The organism is Brevibacillus dissolubilis, from assembly GCF_006170445.1.
Lineage (GTDB): Bacteria > Bacillota > Bacilli > Brevibacillales > Brevibacillaceae > Brevibacillus_B > Brevibacillus_B dissolubilis.
The window spans coordinates 474,462-490,151 of sequence record NZ_VCNA01000002.1 but is presented as its reverse complement, the minus strand read 5'-3'; the positions used below and the strand labels follow the sequence as shown (position 1 = coordinate 490,151).

Below are 15,690 nucleotides of genomic sequence, written 5' to 3'. Positions count from 1 at the left end.
GATTGTGCATGCAGCTCAACCGTACCTAACCGCACGATATCGTACATACAGGAGGGAAACCCCCGGTGAAATATATTCTGACGATGTTTTTGATGTTTTTTGCCACGCCGGAGATGATGACCGAGACGACGATGGATAATCCGAAGGGAATCAAGATGCAGAGTGTGTCGGCGGAGGAATTGTTATTAACAGAAACAGAAAGAGGAACGTTATCTGCGGAGAAGGAGACGTTCCCAGTGGTAGAGACAAGTACGGAATCGGAATCCATCACTCCGAAAGAGGCCACACCGAATGAAGACGCACCGCAGGAAGCTTCACCAAAAGAAGTCACACTGCAGGAAGCTTCACCAAAAGAAGTCACACTGCAGGTGGTACCGACGAAGTCTTTTTGTGATCAGCGTATGGCTTGGTAGTTAAGCTAGCAACGTTATATCAATCAACACCAATCAAATACCGATCAAACATCCCCTCAACATCAACTACATATCTCGACCTACCAGACCACCAGCCCATGGTTTTCCTCCTCCAAAGGAACCATGGGCTTTTCCATTTTTACACATTCCAAGCACCTATCGTAGCAGGAAAAAAGTAACACAAGTAGAACATAGTAGAAACCTGTAGAAATATCCCGAAGTATTCGGCTCCAGTTAACATAAAGCTTGTCGTAGAGAGGTGATCACGTGGAGTCGTTAAAAGACCCGTTTATCCAATTCCTGATGATGATCGTCCCGCTTTATCTATGTGAAAGAGTGCTGCCTGAACGCGTCATTACTTTCCAGCAAATCCGTATCGTCATCGCTGCTGTAGCCAGTCTCTCGATTCTCGTCTGTATGAGTTTTCCGATTCACTCACACGGACTTATCTATGATCTTCGTTACGTGCCACTCATCGTCGGTACGCTGTACGGAGGTCTGTTTGTAGGTGTGATCGAGGTTGCCGTGATCACCCTGTACCGCTTGTTTTTAGGCGTGCAGGGGTTTGGGATCGTCCTGGTGGTCAATCTGGTTATCCTGATGTTCACGCTGGCCTGCCGCAAAGATTATCTCACGAGCCGTCTGAGCAGAAAAAGTCTGATCGCCACTCTGCTCGGTCTCTGTACAGGACTCTTGGTGATGATCGGTTCCTATCTGGGAGTCTACGGTATGACAGAGACGATCGACCTGACGTACTTTGCCTTTTTGCTGCAATTCATGGTAATCAATATCCTGATCCTGCTCTTAGTAGTCTACCTGCTGGAGAGCACCGTCGAACGATACCGCCTGCGCCGCCACATCCAACAATCCGAAAAGCTCCAAGTCCTCAGCCATCTCGCCGCCTCTGTGGCCCACGAAGTACGCAACCCACTGACCGTCGTCCGCGGCTTCGTCCAGCTCTTAAGCCAGACCAAGCTCCCCGACGAAAAGAAAGAAGCCTTCCACGACCTGATCCTGCAAGAGCTCGATCGTGCCCAAGTGATTATCAACGACTACCTTTCTTTTGCCAAACCCCAAGATGAAAAACAGATCCCCCTCGATGTCAAAGAACAACTCCGCTATGTCAGCAACGTCGTTTCCTCCTACGCCCTGATGCAAGGCGTGGAGATCCAGGAAGAGCTGGAGGATGGCCTGTATGTGACGGGTGACCCGGATAAATTTACCCAGGTGTTTATTAATCTGTGTAAAAATGCGGTGGAAGCGATGCCCGATGGCGGGGTGCTGACGATCCGCGCCGAGCGGGTGGGGCAGGAGGTCGTGATGGAAGTAGAGGATACCGGGATTGGGATGCCGGAGGAGGTAAGGATGAGGATCGGGCAGCCGTTTAACTCGACGAAAGAGCGGGGGACGGGGCTTGGATTGATGGTGTGTAATAGGATTGTGCAGGGGATGGGTGGAGTGATGGAGGTTGAGAGTGTGGAGGGGAGAGGGACGAGGTTTGTGGTGAGGGTGTAGAAGAATTTGTAGTCATATCCAAAACAAGCACTAATTAATCTTCCGAATGATAAATGAGTATTACATTTACAAAGTCCCTCTATCTGATTGAAGCAACTAATTGAAGAAACTGCTTCAGAAAAACGACAAGGCGACCCTATATCACAAGTGCAAATGAAAACACCCGTCTCTGATAGAGCAGGTGTTTTCATTCATTTTAACAGTATGGTTGCTACCTTAGCTTGCTTCTAGCCCTTATATGTAATCGTATAGCCACCATAATGAGAGCTTGTCACAACCCAACCTGCCGGGATCGGGGAAGCTGTCAAGATGTTCAGAGTACTTCCCACGGTAGCACCGAGGGTACAAGTAATGCGCAGACCGTTCCCATAGTAGCCGTCAGTAATCACCCAACCTGTCGGGATCGGGGAAGTATTCAAGATGGTCAGACTAGCACCATAACTGGCGCCACCGGTATAAGTGATACGCAACCCGTTCCCATAGTAACCGTCTGTCACAACCCAACCTGTCGGGATCGGGGAAGTATTCAAGATGGTCAGACTAGCACCATAACTGGCGCCACCGGTATAAGTGATACGCAACCCGTCCCCATAGTAACCGTCCGTCACAACCCAACTTGTCGGGATCGGGGAAGTATTTAAGATAGTCAGACTAGCACCATAACTGGCGCCACCGGTATAAGTGATACGCAACCCGTTCCCATAATAACCGTCTGTGATCACCCAGCCTTCTGGGATTGGTGAAGTATTCAAGATAGTCAGACTGGCACCATAGCTGGCTCCACCCGTATAGACAATGGTCAGGGTCCCATTGAACGAACTGACGACCACCCAACCTTCTGGAATGTAGCCTGGCAACGTGATTGTTTTTCTGGTTCCATAGGCAGGGGTTGTTTCATCAGTCGTTACAACAGAGTCAGAGGAGACGGATTCTTGTTTGGATACATCTTCTTGGAGATTTGATGCTTCCTGAGAAGTCGTTTCGGTTTGGATCTCAGCGGCCTGGATCGGAGCAGCTAGAGACGTAGAAATAACAAGGAGAGATAGGATGGAGACCATACCTTTTTTATTCATGAATAGAACACCACCTGATTAAATATTTTTTATTAACAAGTCTGAATGTAACACTATTCAACCAATAAGTAAATAAAGTATTTTTAGTTAAAAAATGGATTAACAAACGTTGAATTTTGCCCTGGTTTTTGAAATGTAGGTCTGCGTATTTCAAGCTCTGCCCTATAAAATAAAGCGCTTACATAGTTTATCTTGTAAAAATATGGATTTTCATATAAATTAAAAAGTACCTAACATACCGACTGGTTAGTAACCACCGCAGCAAGTACAACCCCCACATCCAACTGACACTCTCCCAACCTACTAACCTCTAAAAAAGGAGGCTCCCCATGCATTTCGACTACTCCGACAAGGTCAAATCCCTGCAATCCCAACTCACCGCATTCATGGAAGCACACATCTACCCCAATGAACATCTGTACGAGCAACAACTCAACGCCGCAGACTCCCGCTGGATCATCCCCCCAATCATGGAAGAACTCAAATCCAAGGCAAAAGCCGCCGGACTTTGGAACCTGTTCCTCCCCGACAGCAAACTCGGAGCCGGGCTGACCAACCTCGAATACGCACCGTTGTGCGAGATCATGGGGCGCTCCCTGATCGCCCCCGAGGTCTTCAACTGCAACGCTCCCGACACCGGCAACATGGAAGTGCTGGAACGCTACGGTACCCCCGAGCAAAAAGAACGCTGGCTCACTCCGCTGCTCAACGGCGAGATCCGCTCCTGTTTTTCCATGACCGAACCGGATGTCGCTTCCTCTGACGCGACCAACATCTCAGCCAGCATTGAGCGCGACGGCGACGAGTATGTGATCAATGCGCACAAATGGTGGTCATCCGGTGCAGGTGATCCGCGCTGCAAGATCGCCATCGTGATGGGCAAGTCCAATCCAGACGCACCCAAGCACGAGCAGCAGTCGATGATCCTCGTCCCGCTGGATACGCCGGGTGTAACCATCAAGCGGATGCTTCCGGTGTTCGGCTATGATCATGCGCCACACGGACACGCCGAGATCGTATTCGACAACGTGCGGGTGCCTGCGTCCAACATGATCTGGGAAGAGGGAAAAGGCTTCGCCATCGCGCAGGGACGGCTTGGGCCGGGGCGGATTCACCATTGCATGCGGCTGATCGGGGTGGCAGAGAGGGCCTTGGAGGAGATGTGCAAGCGCGTCGTCAAGCGGGCAGCATTCGGCAAAGCATTGGCACAGCAGGGCGTGATTCAAGAATGGATCGCCAATTCCCGCATAGAGATTGAACAGGCGAGACTTTTGACCCTCAAGGCGGCCTATATGATGGACACGGTTGGGAACAAAGTGGCGAAAAAAGAGATTGCGATGATTAAGGTCGTCGCACCCAATATGGCGCTGGCGGTTGTCGACCGCGCGATTCAGGCGCTGGGGGCGGCAGGTGTGAGCGAGGATTTTCCGCTGGCGGCGCATTGGGCCAATGCCCGGACACTGCGGCTCGCGGACGGGCCGGATGAAGTCCACCGCACGGCTGTAGCCAAGCTGGAACTAAAAGAGTATCTCAAGTAACAGGCATCCACCACTTACCATATAAAAGGGGGCATTCTGCATGAGCAGCGCAAACAAACCATGGTTGAAGCATTACCACGAGCTGGCCAAACCAGAGACACACATCGAGAATCTTTCACTGACGCAATTTTTACTGAAAAATGTGAGGGAGTATGGCGATTGGAAGGCGATTACGTTCTACAACCGCTCGTGGACGTTTCAGGAGCTGTACGGAATCTCTGAGCGTTTTGCCAGCTGTCTGCACCAGTCGGGCTTCAAGAAAGGTGACCGTCTGGGCATTATGCTGCCGAATACCCCGCATTATCTGTTTGCGCTGTTTGGGACGTTCCGTCTCGGTGGGATCGTGACGCAGGTGAACCCAATGTATGTAGAGCGCGAGATCGAATATATCCTCAATGACTCCGGTGCAGAGACGATGGTTGTGCTGGATATGCTCTACCCGCGTGTGAAAAGCGTGCAGGCCAACACCCCGCTGAAGAAGATCATCGTGGTCAGCCTTGGCACGAGCGAAACACCTGTGGAGCTGGCTCCTGGTGATATTTTGTTCGACGATTTTATGAAAGCGTATCCAATGGATGAAGCTCCTCCTGTTCAGATCGATCCGGCTGATGATGTGGCGGTGCTGCAATACTCGGGCGGCACGACTGGCGCGTCCAAGGGTGTCATGCTGACCCATCGTAATATCATCGCGAACTGTGAGCAGTCTTACGATTATATTTTCAAAATTCTAAAAGATGTAGAGGGCGTACCGGACAATGCGAAGGTGATCAACGTCTTGCCGATGTTCCACATCTTCGGGCTGACCTGTGTGTCGTTCTTCGGGATTCGCGCGGGGTACAACCAGATTATCCTGCCGCGTTTTGATGTAAAAGAGGTGCTGGAGACCTTCCGTCGTGAGCAGCCGTTCCAGTTCTCCGGCGTGCCGACGATGTATATCGCGCTCAATGCGGTGCCGAACATCGAGGAGTATGGGCTGGGGAATACGCGGATTTTCAACTCTGGCGGTGCGGCGATGCCTGTGGAGCAATTGCATCTGTTTGAAAAGCGGGTGGGTGCGCCGATCTATGAAGGTTATGGACTGTCCGAGGCGGCTCCGGTGACGCATTTTACCAATATGTTTGCCGAGCGCAAAGTGGGCAGTATCGGTCTGCCGTTCCCAAGCACAGAGGCGAAGATCGTCGATGTCGGCTCAGGGGAGCATGAGGTGCCGGTGGGTGAGATCGGGGAACTGGTAATCCGTGGGCCGCAGGTGATGAAAGGCTACTGGAACCGCGAAGAAGAGACCAAGATCACAGTGCGTGACGGCTGGCTGTACACAGGGGATCTGGGCCGGATGGACGAAGACGGATACTTCTATATCGTCGACCGCAAAAAAGATCTGATCATCGCAAGCGGCTTCAATATCTACCCGCGTGAGATCGAGGAAGTGATCTACGAGCATCCGGCTGTGCAGGAGTGCATCGTTTTAGGTATACCAGATGAGTATCGCGGGGAGTCGGTGGCGGCTTATGTGGCGCTCAAAGAGGTAGCGGCGGCGTCTGAGGCTGATCTCATCGAGCACTGCAAAAAGCATCTGGCCTCCTTCAAAGTACCGCGCCTGATCGAAATCCGCGAGCAGCTGCCGAAGTCGGCGGTCGGGAAGCTTTTGAAGCGAGCCTTACGGGATGAACTGAACAAGAAATAGAGAGGGGTAGACGCGGCTATGCATATTTCAGAATTGTTCCAATTGAGGGGCAAAACGGCAATCGTCACAGGTGGAGGTCGTGGACTGGGCGAACAGATCGCTGAGGCGCTGGCTGAGGCAGGGGCGAATCTGGTCATCTGCTCACGCAAGCTGGAAGCGTGTGAAGAGGTGGCGAACCGTCTCAAGCAGCTGGGTGTCGAAGCAGTCGCCATGGAATGTGACGTGACGAAGCCAGCCGATGTGCAGCGTGTGGTGGATGAGACGGTGGCGCGATTCGGCCGTGTCGATATCCTCTTCAACAACAGTGGTGCCTCATGGGGAGCGTTGGCGGAAGAGATGCCGCTGGAAAAATGGCACCAGGTGATGGAGATCAATGCGACAGGTACGTTCCTGTTCTCCCAAGCGGCAGGCCGGGTGATGATCGGGCAAGGCGGTGGCCGGATTATCAACATCGCGTCGGTGGCGGGTCTCGACGGCTCTCCTGAGACGATCCTCAGTGCGGTCGGCTACAGTGCCAGCAAAGGCGCAGTCGTCGCTATGACCAAGGATCTCGCTGTGAAATGGGCGAAGCACGGCATCAATGTCAACGCGATTGCCCCAGGCTTTTTCCCGACTAAACTGACCAAAGGCGTACTCAGCTATGCCGAACAAACGATCATCGCGCAGACTCCGCTCAAGCGTCTTGGCTCCGACCATGATCTCAAGGGTGCTGCCCTTTTCCTCGCCGCACCAGCCTCCAACTATGTGACCGGACATGTACTGGTCGTTGACGGTGGTATGCATGCGATGTAATCGTCGCGAACCCCTTATGTCTTTCTGTGCGACTTGTAACCCGAATCCGCTCGTCCTGACTTGTCTGGGCGGGCGGTTCTCCTAAGGGGGGATTTTCGATGCGTGAAAAAATGATGGAGCATGCCATTCGGCTGTTTGAGCGAAAAGGCTTCAGCGAGACGTCGGTACAAGAGCTGGTCGATGCCGTCGGGGTGACCAAAGGCGCGTTTTACTACTATTTCACGAGCAAGGAAGAACTGCTGTGCCAGATTCATCTGGACTATATCGAGAGCATGCTGGTTCAACAGCAGCATATTGTAGAAGAGAAGGAGCAGACATGCCGCGAAAAGCTGACAGGACTTGTCCAGATGCTGATCAGGAGCATTGCAGAAGAGGGGGACCGGGCGCGGATTTTTTTCCGGGAGATGCGTCATCTGGGCGCGGAGCATCTGGAGACGATTGGAGAGAAGCGGGATCTGTTCCGCATCCGATTCCAGTCGTTGATCGAGGCGGGGGTGCGGGATGGTGAATTCCGATCCGAGCTGCGTGCTGATCTGGTGACCTTGGCGATTCTTGGGATGTGCAACTGGAGCTATACCTGGTACGATCCGTGCGGCGAAGTGATGGATGAGGCGCTAGCGGTGCTGTATACCGAGCTGATTTTGCATGGAATAGGCGATAAGGAGGGGGTAACGGCATGACGAGACACAAGACGGATGCGATGGATACGATCCCGGTACGAAAAGGGGAGGAGCTGCCAATTCCGCTGCTGGAGCGTTTTTTGCGTGGACAGATTGTGGAGATACCGGACGAGCCGCTTGAGGTCGAGCAGTTCCCGGCGGGTCACTCCAATCTGACGTATCTGTTGCGGGCTGGCGAGTGGGAAGCGGTGCTGCGTCGTCCGCCATTCGGCAAGATCGCGCCAAAAGCCCATGATATGGGACGGGAGTGCCGCCTGTTGTCCGAGCTTCATGCGATTTTTCCATTGGCTCCAAAGCCTTATCTGTTCAGTGATAACACGGACATAATCGGTGCTCCTTTTTTTGTGATGGAACGGCGGCGTGGAGTGGTGCTCGATACTGTTTTTCCGCAGGGGATAGAGCCTGCGCCTGATCTGTGCCGGGGAATCTCGCAGGCGATGGTGGATACGCTGGTCAGGCTGCATGAGGTGGACTGGGCGTCGACCGGACTGCGGGAGATCGCGCGGCCGGACGGCTTCATGGAGCGGCAGGTAAGTGGATGGATCGAGCGTTACGAGCGGGCGAAGACGGATGACATCGAAGCGGTGGAAGAGCTGAAAAAATGGATGCTTGCTAACATACCGGTTTCACCTACACCGACACTGATTCACTATGACTATAAGCTTAATAACACGATGCTGGCCTCCGATGATCTGACCCGTGTGGTAGCCATGTTCGACTGGGAGATGTCGACGATCGGGGACCCTCTGGCCGATGTGGGGGCTGCGATGAGCTATTGGATGCAGGCAGATGATCCAGACATACTCAAATACGGCATGGGCAAACCGACCGTCACCGTGATGCCGGGCTTCATGACCCGTGACGAGTTCATCCAAGCTTACGCCGAGGGCAGTGGACGTGATGTGTCACAGATTCATTTTTACCTGACTTTCGCGTATTTCAAGCTGGCGGTGATCTGTCAGCAGATCTACTACCGCTACCGCGCGGGGCAGACGCAGGATGAGCGGTTTGCCAAGATGGGCCAGTTTGTCCGTGGCTTGGTCGAGCATGCGCGTGAAGCCTCGCAGAAAAGAGGCTGACCGATGCGGGCGATGAGAAAAGTCCATGTGATCATGCGAAAAGAAGAGGTAGATGAGGCGAAGCTAGCTGGGAAGATTGCGGTGGTACTCGATGTATTGCTGGCGACCACGACGATTACGACGTGCCTGCAGCATCGGGCGCGGGAAGTGATTCCGGTGCGGAATGCGGAGGAGGCGCGGGAGGTGCTTCGGGAGCGGATGGAGAGGGCGGAGGAGTTAGCGGACGGCGGGAACCATCCTCTTCGCTCCTCTTACATCTTAGCGGGCGAAGACGGCGGACGCCCGATCCCAGGCTTCGAGATGCCCAGCCCGACGATTTTTCGCGAAAAGGTCGCGGGCAAAAGCGTCATCCTCTCCACCACCAATGGAACCGTCGCCGTCAGCAAGACAGAGTCGGCCAGACACACCTATATCTCCTCTCTGCTCAATGGCCGGGCGGTTGCCGAGCATATCGCGCGCGACCGCGATGACGAGAGTGTGATCGTGATCTGCTCCGGATCATCCGGTCATTTTTCGCTGGAGGATTATTATGGGGCGGGGTATTTCGTCTACTCGCTGTTGCAGATCGAGCCCAGTTGGGAGCTGTCTGATGCCGCCCGTGCCGCGCTCTATCTGTACCTCGGACATTCGACAGATGCTCATGCTGCCGCAATTCTGCAGGATGCTAGGGTGGGGCAGATGATCCTCAGCTACGGGCAGGAGGAGGATCTGGAGTATACGGCACGGCTGGGGGTTTATCCGGTTGTTCCGTACGTGGATCATGCGAGAAGACGAATCGTTGCACTTTGATTTTAATAGAGATGAAATCAGGAGGGATCAGCAGATGGAACACACACGCCTGCATATCCGCGGCGGTCAATTCCTCGTTGCTACCACGGACGAGCAAGATGTTTTTACCCCGGAAGATTGTAACGAAGAGCACCGCATGATCGCCCAGACCACGGACAAATTCATCGAACATCACGTGGCACCCCACTATGAGGCGATTGAGCAGCAGGATTTTGGCAAAGTGGTCGAGCTGCTACATACGGCAGGAGAACTGGGGCTGTTAGGCCATAGTGTACCTGAGCAGTACGGCGGTCTTGGTATGGATAAGATCACCAAAAGCATCGTCGGAGAACAGATCGGCCGCGCGGGAGCGTACAGTGTCGCCCATGCCAACCACACCTGTATCGCCACACTGCCGATCACCTATTTTGGCACGCCGGAGCAAAAAGCCAAGTATCTGCCGAAGCTCGCCTCCGGTGAATATATCGGCGCCTACTGCCTCACCGAGCCATCGTCCGGTTCTGACGCCCTCGGAGCGAAGACAACTGCTAAGCTCAACGATGCAGGCACCCACTATGTATTTCATGGAACCAAACAATATATCACCAATGCTGAATTTGCCGACACCTTCATCGTCTACGCCAAAGTGGATGGCGACAAGTTCACCGCCTTTTTGCTGGAAAAAGATTACCCCGGCCTCTCACTCGGCCCGGAAGAGAACAAAATGGGCATCAAAGGCTCGTCCACCCGTCCGGTTATTCTCGAAGACTGCCTCGTGCCTGTAGAAAACGTGCTGGGTGAAGTCGGGCGCGGACATCTGATCGCTTTTAACGTGCTCAATTTGGGGCGTTTTAATCTCGGTTCAGCCTGTATGGGCGGGGCGAAATATTCGCTCAAGCTGGCGATCGATTATACACTGACCCGTCAGCAGTTCGGCAAGCCGCTTGCTGCTTTTCCCGCAACACAGGAGAAGCTGGCGAACATGGCGAGTCGCATCTACGCTTCGGAATCGATGCAGTACCGCACTGCACAGCTGTTGGAGCAGGCACTTGGCGATCTGTACGAGGAGACGGATCATAAGCTGATCACCCAGCGGCTGGCTGAGTTTGCCATTGAGTGTGCGATGTGCAAGGTGTTTGGCTCTGAGACCTTGGACGGGGTGAACGACGAGGCGCTGCAGCTGCACGGCGGCTATGGTTATATCAAGGAATATGCCATCGAGCGGATGTATCGGGACGGGAGGATCAACCGGATCTTTGAAGGAACCAACGAGATCAACCGCCTGATCGTTCCGAGCTTCCTTGCGCGTAAGGTTAAGACGGGGGATCTGCCAGTGATGGAGGCGGTCAAGCAGGCTGTGAAGGAGTTGTATATCAACGATGGGAAGCTTTTTGCCGATTCTGCCGCCCCGCTCACTCGCGAAAAAGCCATCGTCGCCTCGATCCGCCGCGTTTTCCTCGCCCTACTTGGAGTCGCCAACGAAACCCTCGGCGACCGTCTCGACACCGAGCAGGAGACCGTCATGAAGCTCTCCGACATCGCCATCCACCTCTATGCCGCCGAATCCGCCGTCCTGCGTACCGCCAAGGCGATCACGTGCAATGGCCGCGAGCAGGAGCAGATGAAAGAGCTTTTGACCCTGACCTATGTAGACGAAGCCTTGCTCGAAGTGGAGATGCTCGCCCGCAAGCTTCTCAGCGGACTTTTCCAAGGCGAGACCCTTCATACCTACCTGTCACTCGTACAAAAAGAACTGCACCGCTACCCGGCCGAAGCGACTGTGACGCGCAACCGCACCATTGCCCGGCGTCTGCTCGATGCACAGAAATATACGTGCCAATAACCTATTATCTGTAAAAGTTTGCACTCCCTCACATACATAAACCACCCGCGCCCGGTACACAATGAAAAACGATTCCCACACAAAAGGAGAGTGCAAACCATCATGGCTAAACCAGATGACCGTTCCGACAACGTAGAAAAACTGCAAAACATGATCGAAAACACCATGGAAAACATCCGCGAATCCCGCGACTTCGTCAATGCACACCGCAATGAAATGCGCCAAGAAGACATCCAGGATATTGAGGCGAAAAACCAACGCCGTGAAGAGAGCATCCAGGGCTTCCGCGCGGAGATCAAAGACGAAGTACGCGACAACCAACTCAGCTAATCAGCATTCAGATAAAAAAGTTCATACGGATGAAAATAAGCGGGATGTCCGATTCAGGGCATCCTTTTTTCGTTTTTTGTCCCAATTGGGCAGAAATGAGAGGTTGACCCATGGGAAGACGGGATTCAAAATAGAGGGAAACATGCGGATCATCCCCACAAGAAAGGAGACACTCCCATGAAGCCCATTCTAATCGTCGAGGATGAACAGCCGATCTCCCGCGTACTCAAGGCTTATCTGGAAAAAGCCAACTATCAGGTCGAGCAGGCTTTTACCGGTGCAGAAGCCTTGCAAAAATTCGAATCCATGACACCCGCGCTCGTCCTGCTCGATGTGATGCTGCCTGATACAGATGGCTGGAGGATTCTGCAGCAGATCCGTGAGCGCAGCGCCTGTCCGGTGATCATGCTGACCGCCCTCGGACATATCAATCAGAAGATTAACGGATTCAATCTGGGAGCCGATGACTACATGACCAAGCCATTCATCGGGGATGAGGTGGTGGCACGGGTGGGCGCGGTTCTGCGCAGGTCAACACAGATCATGGAGAATAAAGAAATCAAATATTTCGGCAGTCTCAAGGTCGATTTCAAGGCCCACTCGGTCACGCTACACGGGGCGGAGCTTTCTTTTACGCCGAGAGATCTGTCGCTATTTCTTTTTTTGGCCCAGCACCAGAACCAGATGTTCAGCCGTGAGCACCTGATCGAAAATGTCTGGGGCATGGACTATGAGGGAAGTGATCGCGCGGTCGATTTGGCGATCAAGCGCATCCGCAAAACATTGGAGAACTGGCCGGAATCCGAAGGGGAAATCCGAACCTATCGAGGATTGGGGTATAAATTCTGTGTATACGAATAAAAACACGTTGCTTCGCTCCTGGACCACCCGTTATCTGATCACACTCTGTATCGGCCTGCTGGTGATCGGCATCGTCTCTACCATGTGGATCACCTACAACCAACGCGAGAGACAGATCAACAGCATGAAATTCATCGCCGCCGAGATTTCCGAGCGCGTCGTGGATGCGGAAGGGAATCTACAGTTTGATCCCTTGCTCCCACGCTTTTTTGACAGGCGGCAGGATTTTCTCAACATGCGGGACAAGCCACTGATTTTCATTTTGGATGAACACAAGCAACTCGTTTTTGGCAAGCTGCCGCCTTTTCTCAACCCATCAGTGCTACAGACCGCGACCGCACAGCCCAACAGTGTCGACCAGATCACCGTCCGGCAAAATGAAAAAATCTACTATGTCAGCCGCAAAATCGAAAGCCGCCAGCGTACAGTCGGATGGGTAGTTCTGTTGTCACCCGAGCGGGATAACCCGATGAAAACAGACGAGCTCCAGCTGCTTGTAATTATGCTAGTCAGTCTGGGTCTGTTGGGATGGATCGTCATCTATCTCTTGACCCGCAAGCTGGCCCAGCCGATCAAAGAGGTGGCCGACGCCGCCAAAGAGATCGTCGCAGGCAACTACAATATCTTGCTGGACACACGCGATGTGCGGGAAAAAGAGCTGGTTGAGCTGATCCACTCGTTTAAAGACATGGCAGACCGGCTCGGACAGCTGGAGCGGATGCGTACCGAGCTGTTGGCAGGGGTCACCCATGAGCTGAAGACACCGCTTACCTCGATCAGCGGACTTGTCCAGGCGGTCAAAGACGATATCGTCACCGGAGAGGAAGCCAAGGAATTTTTGGACATCTGCACCAGAGAGACAAGCAAGCTGCAAAAGATGGTGGAAGACCTGCTGGAGTTCAACTCGTTTGCCGTCGGAGATATTACGATTTTCAAAGAATCGCTTGAGATGAACGACCTGCTCCAAGAGATCACCCAGCAGTGGCGTCTTGCACAAGAGCAGGAAGGCGAGATGTGCAGACTGGTGCTGGAGATACCAGACGACCCGATCCTGACTGACACCGACCCGCTGCGTGTCCAGCAGATCATCTACAACCTGCTCAACAATGCCAAGCACGCGATCAACGAGCAGGGCACGATACTCGTCTCGCTCCAAGACAACGGCCAGACGATCACCATCGACGTCACCGACAACGGCTCAGGCATCCCCGAAGCCGAACAGCAATTGATCTTCGAGAAATTTTTCCGGGGTGAGAAGAAAAAACACAGCATCCGAGGCTTAGGACTCGGTCTGCCATTCAGCAGACTGATGGCCCACGCATTGGGAGGAAGCCTGCAATTAACCGAAAGTAATGAAAATAGAACCACGTTTACCCTGCGATTGCCCAAATAATCGCGGGGTTTTTGTTCTGTTCACGTCTCCTTTGACATCCTCCCGACACATTCCCGACGTATCATCGAACCTAACAAGCTTTACTCGATAAGCAAATATGGATGGTATGGAGGGTATTGGTTATGTCGGAAGTACGCAAAGGTAAGGGGAAAACGAAGAAAATCGTTATTTTCTCACTTGCCGGCCTATTATTGTGCGGCTCAGGTGTCTACGCCTATGAAAAAATGACGGCAACACAGACGGCCTCTGCTGTGGTGCAACTTAGAAAGGTAGAACGGGGCGATGTGACCGAGAGCGTATCTGCCTCAGGAACGGTACAGGCCTCCAAAAAGGTCACCTTGTCCTTTTCAGAGTCCACCCAAAATATCACGTCGATCAAAGTAAAGATCGGGGATCAGGTAAAAGCAGGTCAGATCTTGGCGACGCTCAATGACGCCGATGCCAAGATCCAGCTGAAAAATGCCGAAGCGAATCTACTGACAGCTCAGGCAAAACTATCGGAGGCAAAAGAATCGGTCAGCGCCGACCAGCTGAAAATCCTTCAGGCCAGCGTCAATAAAGCGAAAGCTTCCCTGGAGACCGCGAAGAACTCCTATGATGATAAAAAAGCCTATAACCAGCAGGTGCAGGCTAAAGCTGACCTTGATCAGGCAAAAAAGACGTTTAGTTCTCAGCAATCTCTGTTTGAGGCGGGTGTGATCTCCCAAAGCGAGTTCGATCAGGCTAAATCCAATCTGGATCAAGCCCAGATGGATTATGAGAATGCCATATTGCAATACAATCAGACAGTGGGTCAGACCAAAAACAGTCTGGAGCAGGCGCAGGCCTCTTATGATACCGCCGTGGCTCAAATGAACGAAGCCAAGGCATCTGCGGAAGGCTCTGCCATCCTGTCTGCCACCGCCGATGTGGAAAAAGCGAAAGCAGAAGTGGAGCAGCAAAAGCTGGCATTGGCTAATCTGACCCTGCGTGCCCCGATGGACGGTGTCATCCTCTCCATCGACGGCCACGAGGGCGAGGTACCGAACAAGCCGTTCATCACGATGGATAACTCTCACGCAGCCGACCTTGAAGTCATGGCACAGGTAAATGAGAGCGATATCGGCAAAGTGAAGGTGGGGCAGAACGTCAAGATTACGACCAGTACCTATACGGATAAAGAATTCAGGGGCCAAGTCCGTCTGATCTATCCGGAAGCGAGCACCGACTCTGGTGTGACGACCTATAGTGTGCTGCTGTCGGTGAACAATTCAGAACGTCTCTTAAAATCAGGCATGTCCACCAATGTAACGATTGAGATCGGCACTCACAAAAATGTGCTCGTCATCCCAACCGCCGCGCTGAAGAGTCAAAACGGCAAGGACGGGGTCTTTGTCGCTAACGGTCAGGGTGAAGCCCAAGATCAGGCACAGGGCCAAGCGCAAGGACAAGGTCAAGCACAAGGTCAAGCATCAGGCCAAGGTCAAAATCAGGCCCAAGGCGCATCGGCTGGCCGTTTTGTCCCAATCACCATCGGCTACTATAACTCCAGAGTGGTAGAGGTCACCTCCGGGCTCAAAGAAGGCGACCAGATCATCATTTCGATGGCGAACCGTTCCACCCAAACCGGAACGAATGGCGGAGGGATGATGCCAGGTATGGGCGGCATGCCACCGGGAATGGGTGCAGGCGGCGGCTTCGGCGGCACAGGTCAGACCCGTGGAACGAGAGGGAACTGATCG

14 protein-coding genes are annotated in these 15,690 nt (G+C 53.1%); 13 read left to right on the top strand and 1 reads right to left on the bottom strand.

What is annotated here, in order from left to right; translation table 11 throughout:
- Positions 1 to 65 precede the first annotated feature (65 nt).
- Positions 66 to 413 carry a hypothetical protein gene (locus FGI41_RS04265; protein WP_139488701.1) on the top strand — a complete coding sequence of 116 codons (348 nt, stop codon included), beginning with the start codon at positions 66 to 68 and terminating at the stop codon, positions 411 to 413.
- 267 nt (positions 414 to 680) lie between these two features.
- Positions 681 to 1,928: an ATP-binding protein gene (locus FGI41_RS04260; protein WP_139488700.1), complete on the top strand. Its 1,248-nt coding sequence runs from the start codon at positions 681 to 683 to the stop codon at positions 1,926 to 1,928.
- Between the two features lie 227 nt (positions 1,929 to 2,155).
- Here the strand turns inward: FGI41_RS04260 and FGI41_RS04255 are convergent, their stop codons facing one another.
- Positions 2,156 to 3,001 (bottom strand): hypothetical protein, encoded by an 846-nt coding sequence (locus tag FGI41_RS04255; protein ID WP_139488699.1) that lies wholly within the window; start codon positions 2,999 to 3,001, stop codon positions 2,156 to 2,158.
- A 329-nt stretch (positions 3,002 to 3,330) separates the two neighbouring features.
- Between FGI41_RS04255 and FGI41_RS04250 the strand changes: the two genes are divergently transcribed.
- The 11 genes from FGI41_RS04250 to FGI41_RS04200 all read left to right on the top strand — a co-directional run bounded on the left by FGI41_RS04250 (position 3,331) and on the right by FGI41_RS04200 (position 15,687).
- Entirely contained in the window at positions 3,331 to 4,539 is a 1,209-nt protein-coding gene (locus tag FGI41_RS04250; RefSeq protein WP_139488698.1) for an acyl-CoA dehydrogenase family protein, read from the top strand.
- Positions 4,540 to 4,579: 40 nt separating this feature from the next.
- A complete protein-coding gene (locus tag FGI41_RS04245) occupies positions 4,580 to 6,223 on the top strand; it encodes a long-chain-fatty-acid--CoA ligase (protein WP_139488697.1) in 1,644 nt (547 codons plus the stop codon).
- 18 nt (positions 6,224 to 6,241) lie between these two features.
- Positions 6,242 to 7,015 (top strand): SDR family oxidoreductase, encoded by a 774-nt coding sequence (locus FGI41_RS04240; RefSeq protein WP_139488696.1) that lies wholly within the window; start codon positions 6,242 to 6,244, stop codon positions 7,013 to 7,015.
- A 98-nt stretch (positions 7,016 to 7,113) separates the two neighbouring features.
- On the top strand, positions 7,114 to 7,695 hold the full coding sequence (locus FGI41_RS04235) for a TetR/AcrR family transcriptional regulator (protein WP_139488695.1): 582 nt from the start codon (positions 7,114 to 7,116) through the stop codon (positions 7,693 to 7,695).
- Positions 7,692 to 8,774: a phosphotransferase family protein gene (locus FGI41_RS04230; RefSeq protein ID WP_255298323.1), complete on the top strand. Its 1,083-nt coding sequence runs from the start codon at positions 7,692 to 7,694 to the stop codon at positions 8,772 to 8,774. Before FGI41_RS04235 ends, FGI41_RS04230 begins: the two co-directional genes overlap by 4 nt.
- 3 nt (positions 8,775 to 8,777) lie before the next feature.
- Complete coding sequence (locus tag FGI41_RS04225) at positions 8,778 to 9,563, top strand: 2-phosphosulfolactate phosphatase (RefSeq protein ID WP_255298322.1); 786 nt, start codon at positions 8,778 to 8,780, stop codon at positions 9,561 to 9,563.
- A gap of 34 nt (positions 9,564 to 9,597) precedes the next feature.
- Complete coding sequence (locus FGI41_RS04220) at positions 9,598 to 11,385, top strand: acyl-CoA dehydrogenase FadE (protein ID WP_139488694.1); 1,788 nt, start codon at positions 9,598 to 9,600, stop codon at positions 11,383 to 11,385.
- Positions 11,386 to 11,487: 102 nt separating this feature from the next.
- Positions 11,488 to 11,715, top strand: a complete 228-nt coding sequence (tlp, locus tag FGI41_RS04215; RefSeq protein ID WP_139488693.1) for a small acid-soluble spore protein Tlp — start codon at positions 11,488 to 11,490, stop codon at positions 11,713 to 11,715.
- Positions 11,716 to 11,892: 177 nt separating this feature from the next.
- On the top strand, positions 11,893 to 12,576 hold the full coding sequence (locus FGI41_RS04210; protein WP_139488692.1) for a response regulator transcription factor: 684 nt from the start codon (positions 11,893 to 11,895) through the stop codon (positions 12,574 to 12,576).
- On the top strand, positions 12,563 to 13,969 hold the full coding sequence (locus FGI41_RS04205; RefSeq protein WP_255298321.1) for a HAMP domain-containing sensor histidine kinase: 1,407 nt from the start codon (positions 12,563 to 12,565) through the stop codon (positions 13,967 to 13,969). Before FGI41_RS04210 ends, FGI41_RS04205 begins: the two co-directional genes overlap by 14 nt.
- Before the next feature lie 122 nt (positions 13,970 to 14,091).
- A complete protein-coding gene (locus tag FGI41_RS04200) occupies positions 14,092 to 15,687 on the top strand; it encodes an efflux RND transporter periplasmic adaptor subunit (RefSeq protein ID WP_255298320.1) in 1,596 nt (531 codons plus the stop codon).
- Positions 15,688 to 15,690: the final 3 nt, after the last annotated feature.

Bases quoted from the DNA above. Each gene is read 5' to 3' on its own strand.
- tlp (WP_139488693.1), top strand. From the start codon at position 11,488: ATGGCTAAACCAGATGACCGTTCCGACAACGTAGAAAAACTGCAAAAC.
- FGI41_RS04200 (WP_255298320.1), top strand. From the start codon at position 14,092: ATGTCGGAAGTACGCAAAGGTAAGGGGAAAACGAAGAAAATCGTTATT.
- FGI41_RS04220 (WP_139488694.1), top strand. From the start codon at position 9,598: ATGGAACACACACGCCTGCATATCCGCGGCGGTCAATTCCTCGTTGCT.
- FGI41_RS04235 (WP_139488695.1), top strand. From the start codon at position 7,114: ATGCGTGAAAAAATGATGGAGCATGCCATTCGGCTGTTTGAGCGAAAA.
- FGI41_RS04255 (WP_139488699.1), bottom strand. From the start codon at position 3,001: ATGAATAAAAAAGGTATGGTCTCCATCCTATCTCTCCTTGTTATTTCT.
- FGI41_RS04225 (WP_255298322.1), top strand. From the start codon at position 8,778: ATGCGGGCGATGAGAAAAGTCCATGTGATCATGCGAAAAGAAGAGGTA.
- FGI41_RS04240 (WP_139488696.1), top strand. From the start codon at position 6,242: ATGCATATTTCAGAATTGTTCCAATTGAGGGGCAAAACGGCAATCGTC.
- FGI41_RS04230 (WP_255298323.1), top strand. From the start codon at position 7,692: ATGACGAGACACAAGACGGATGCGATGGATACGATCCCGGTACGAAAA.
- FGI41_RS04210 (WP_139488692.1), top strand. From the start codon at position 11,893: ATGAAGCCCATTCTAATCGTCGAGGATGAACAGCCGATCTCCCGCGTA.
- FGI41_RS04250 (WP_139488698.1), top strand. From the start codon at position 3,331: ATGCATTTCGACTACTCCGACAAGGTCAAATCCCTGCAATCCCAACTC.
- FGI41_RS04245 (WP_139488697.1), top strand. From the start codon at position 4,580: ATGAGCAGCGCAAACAAACCATGGTTGAAGCATTACCACGAGCTGGCC.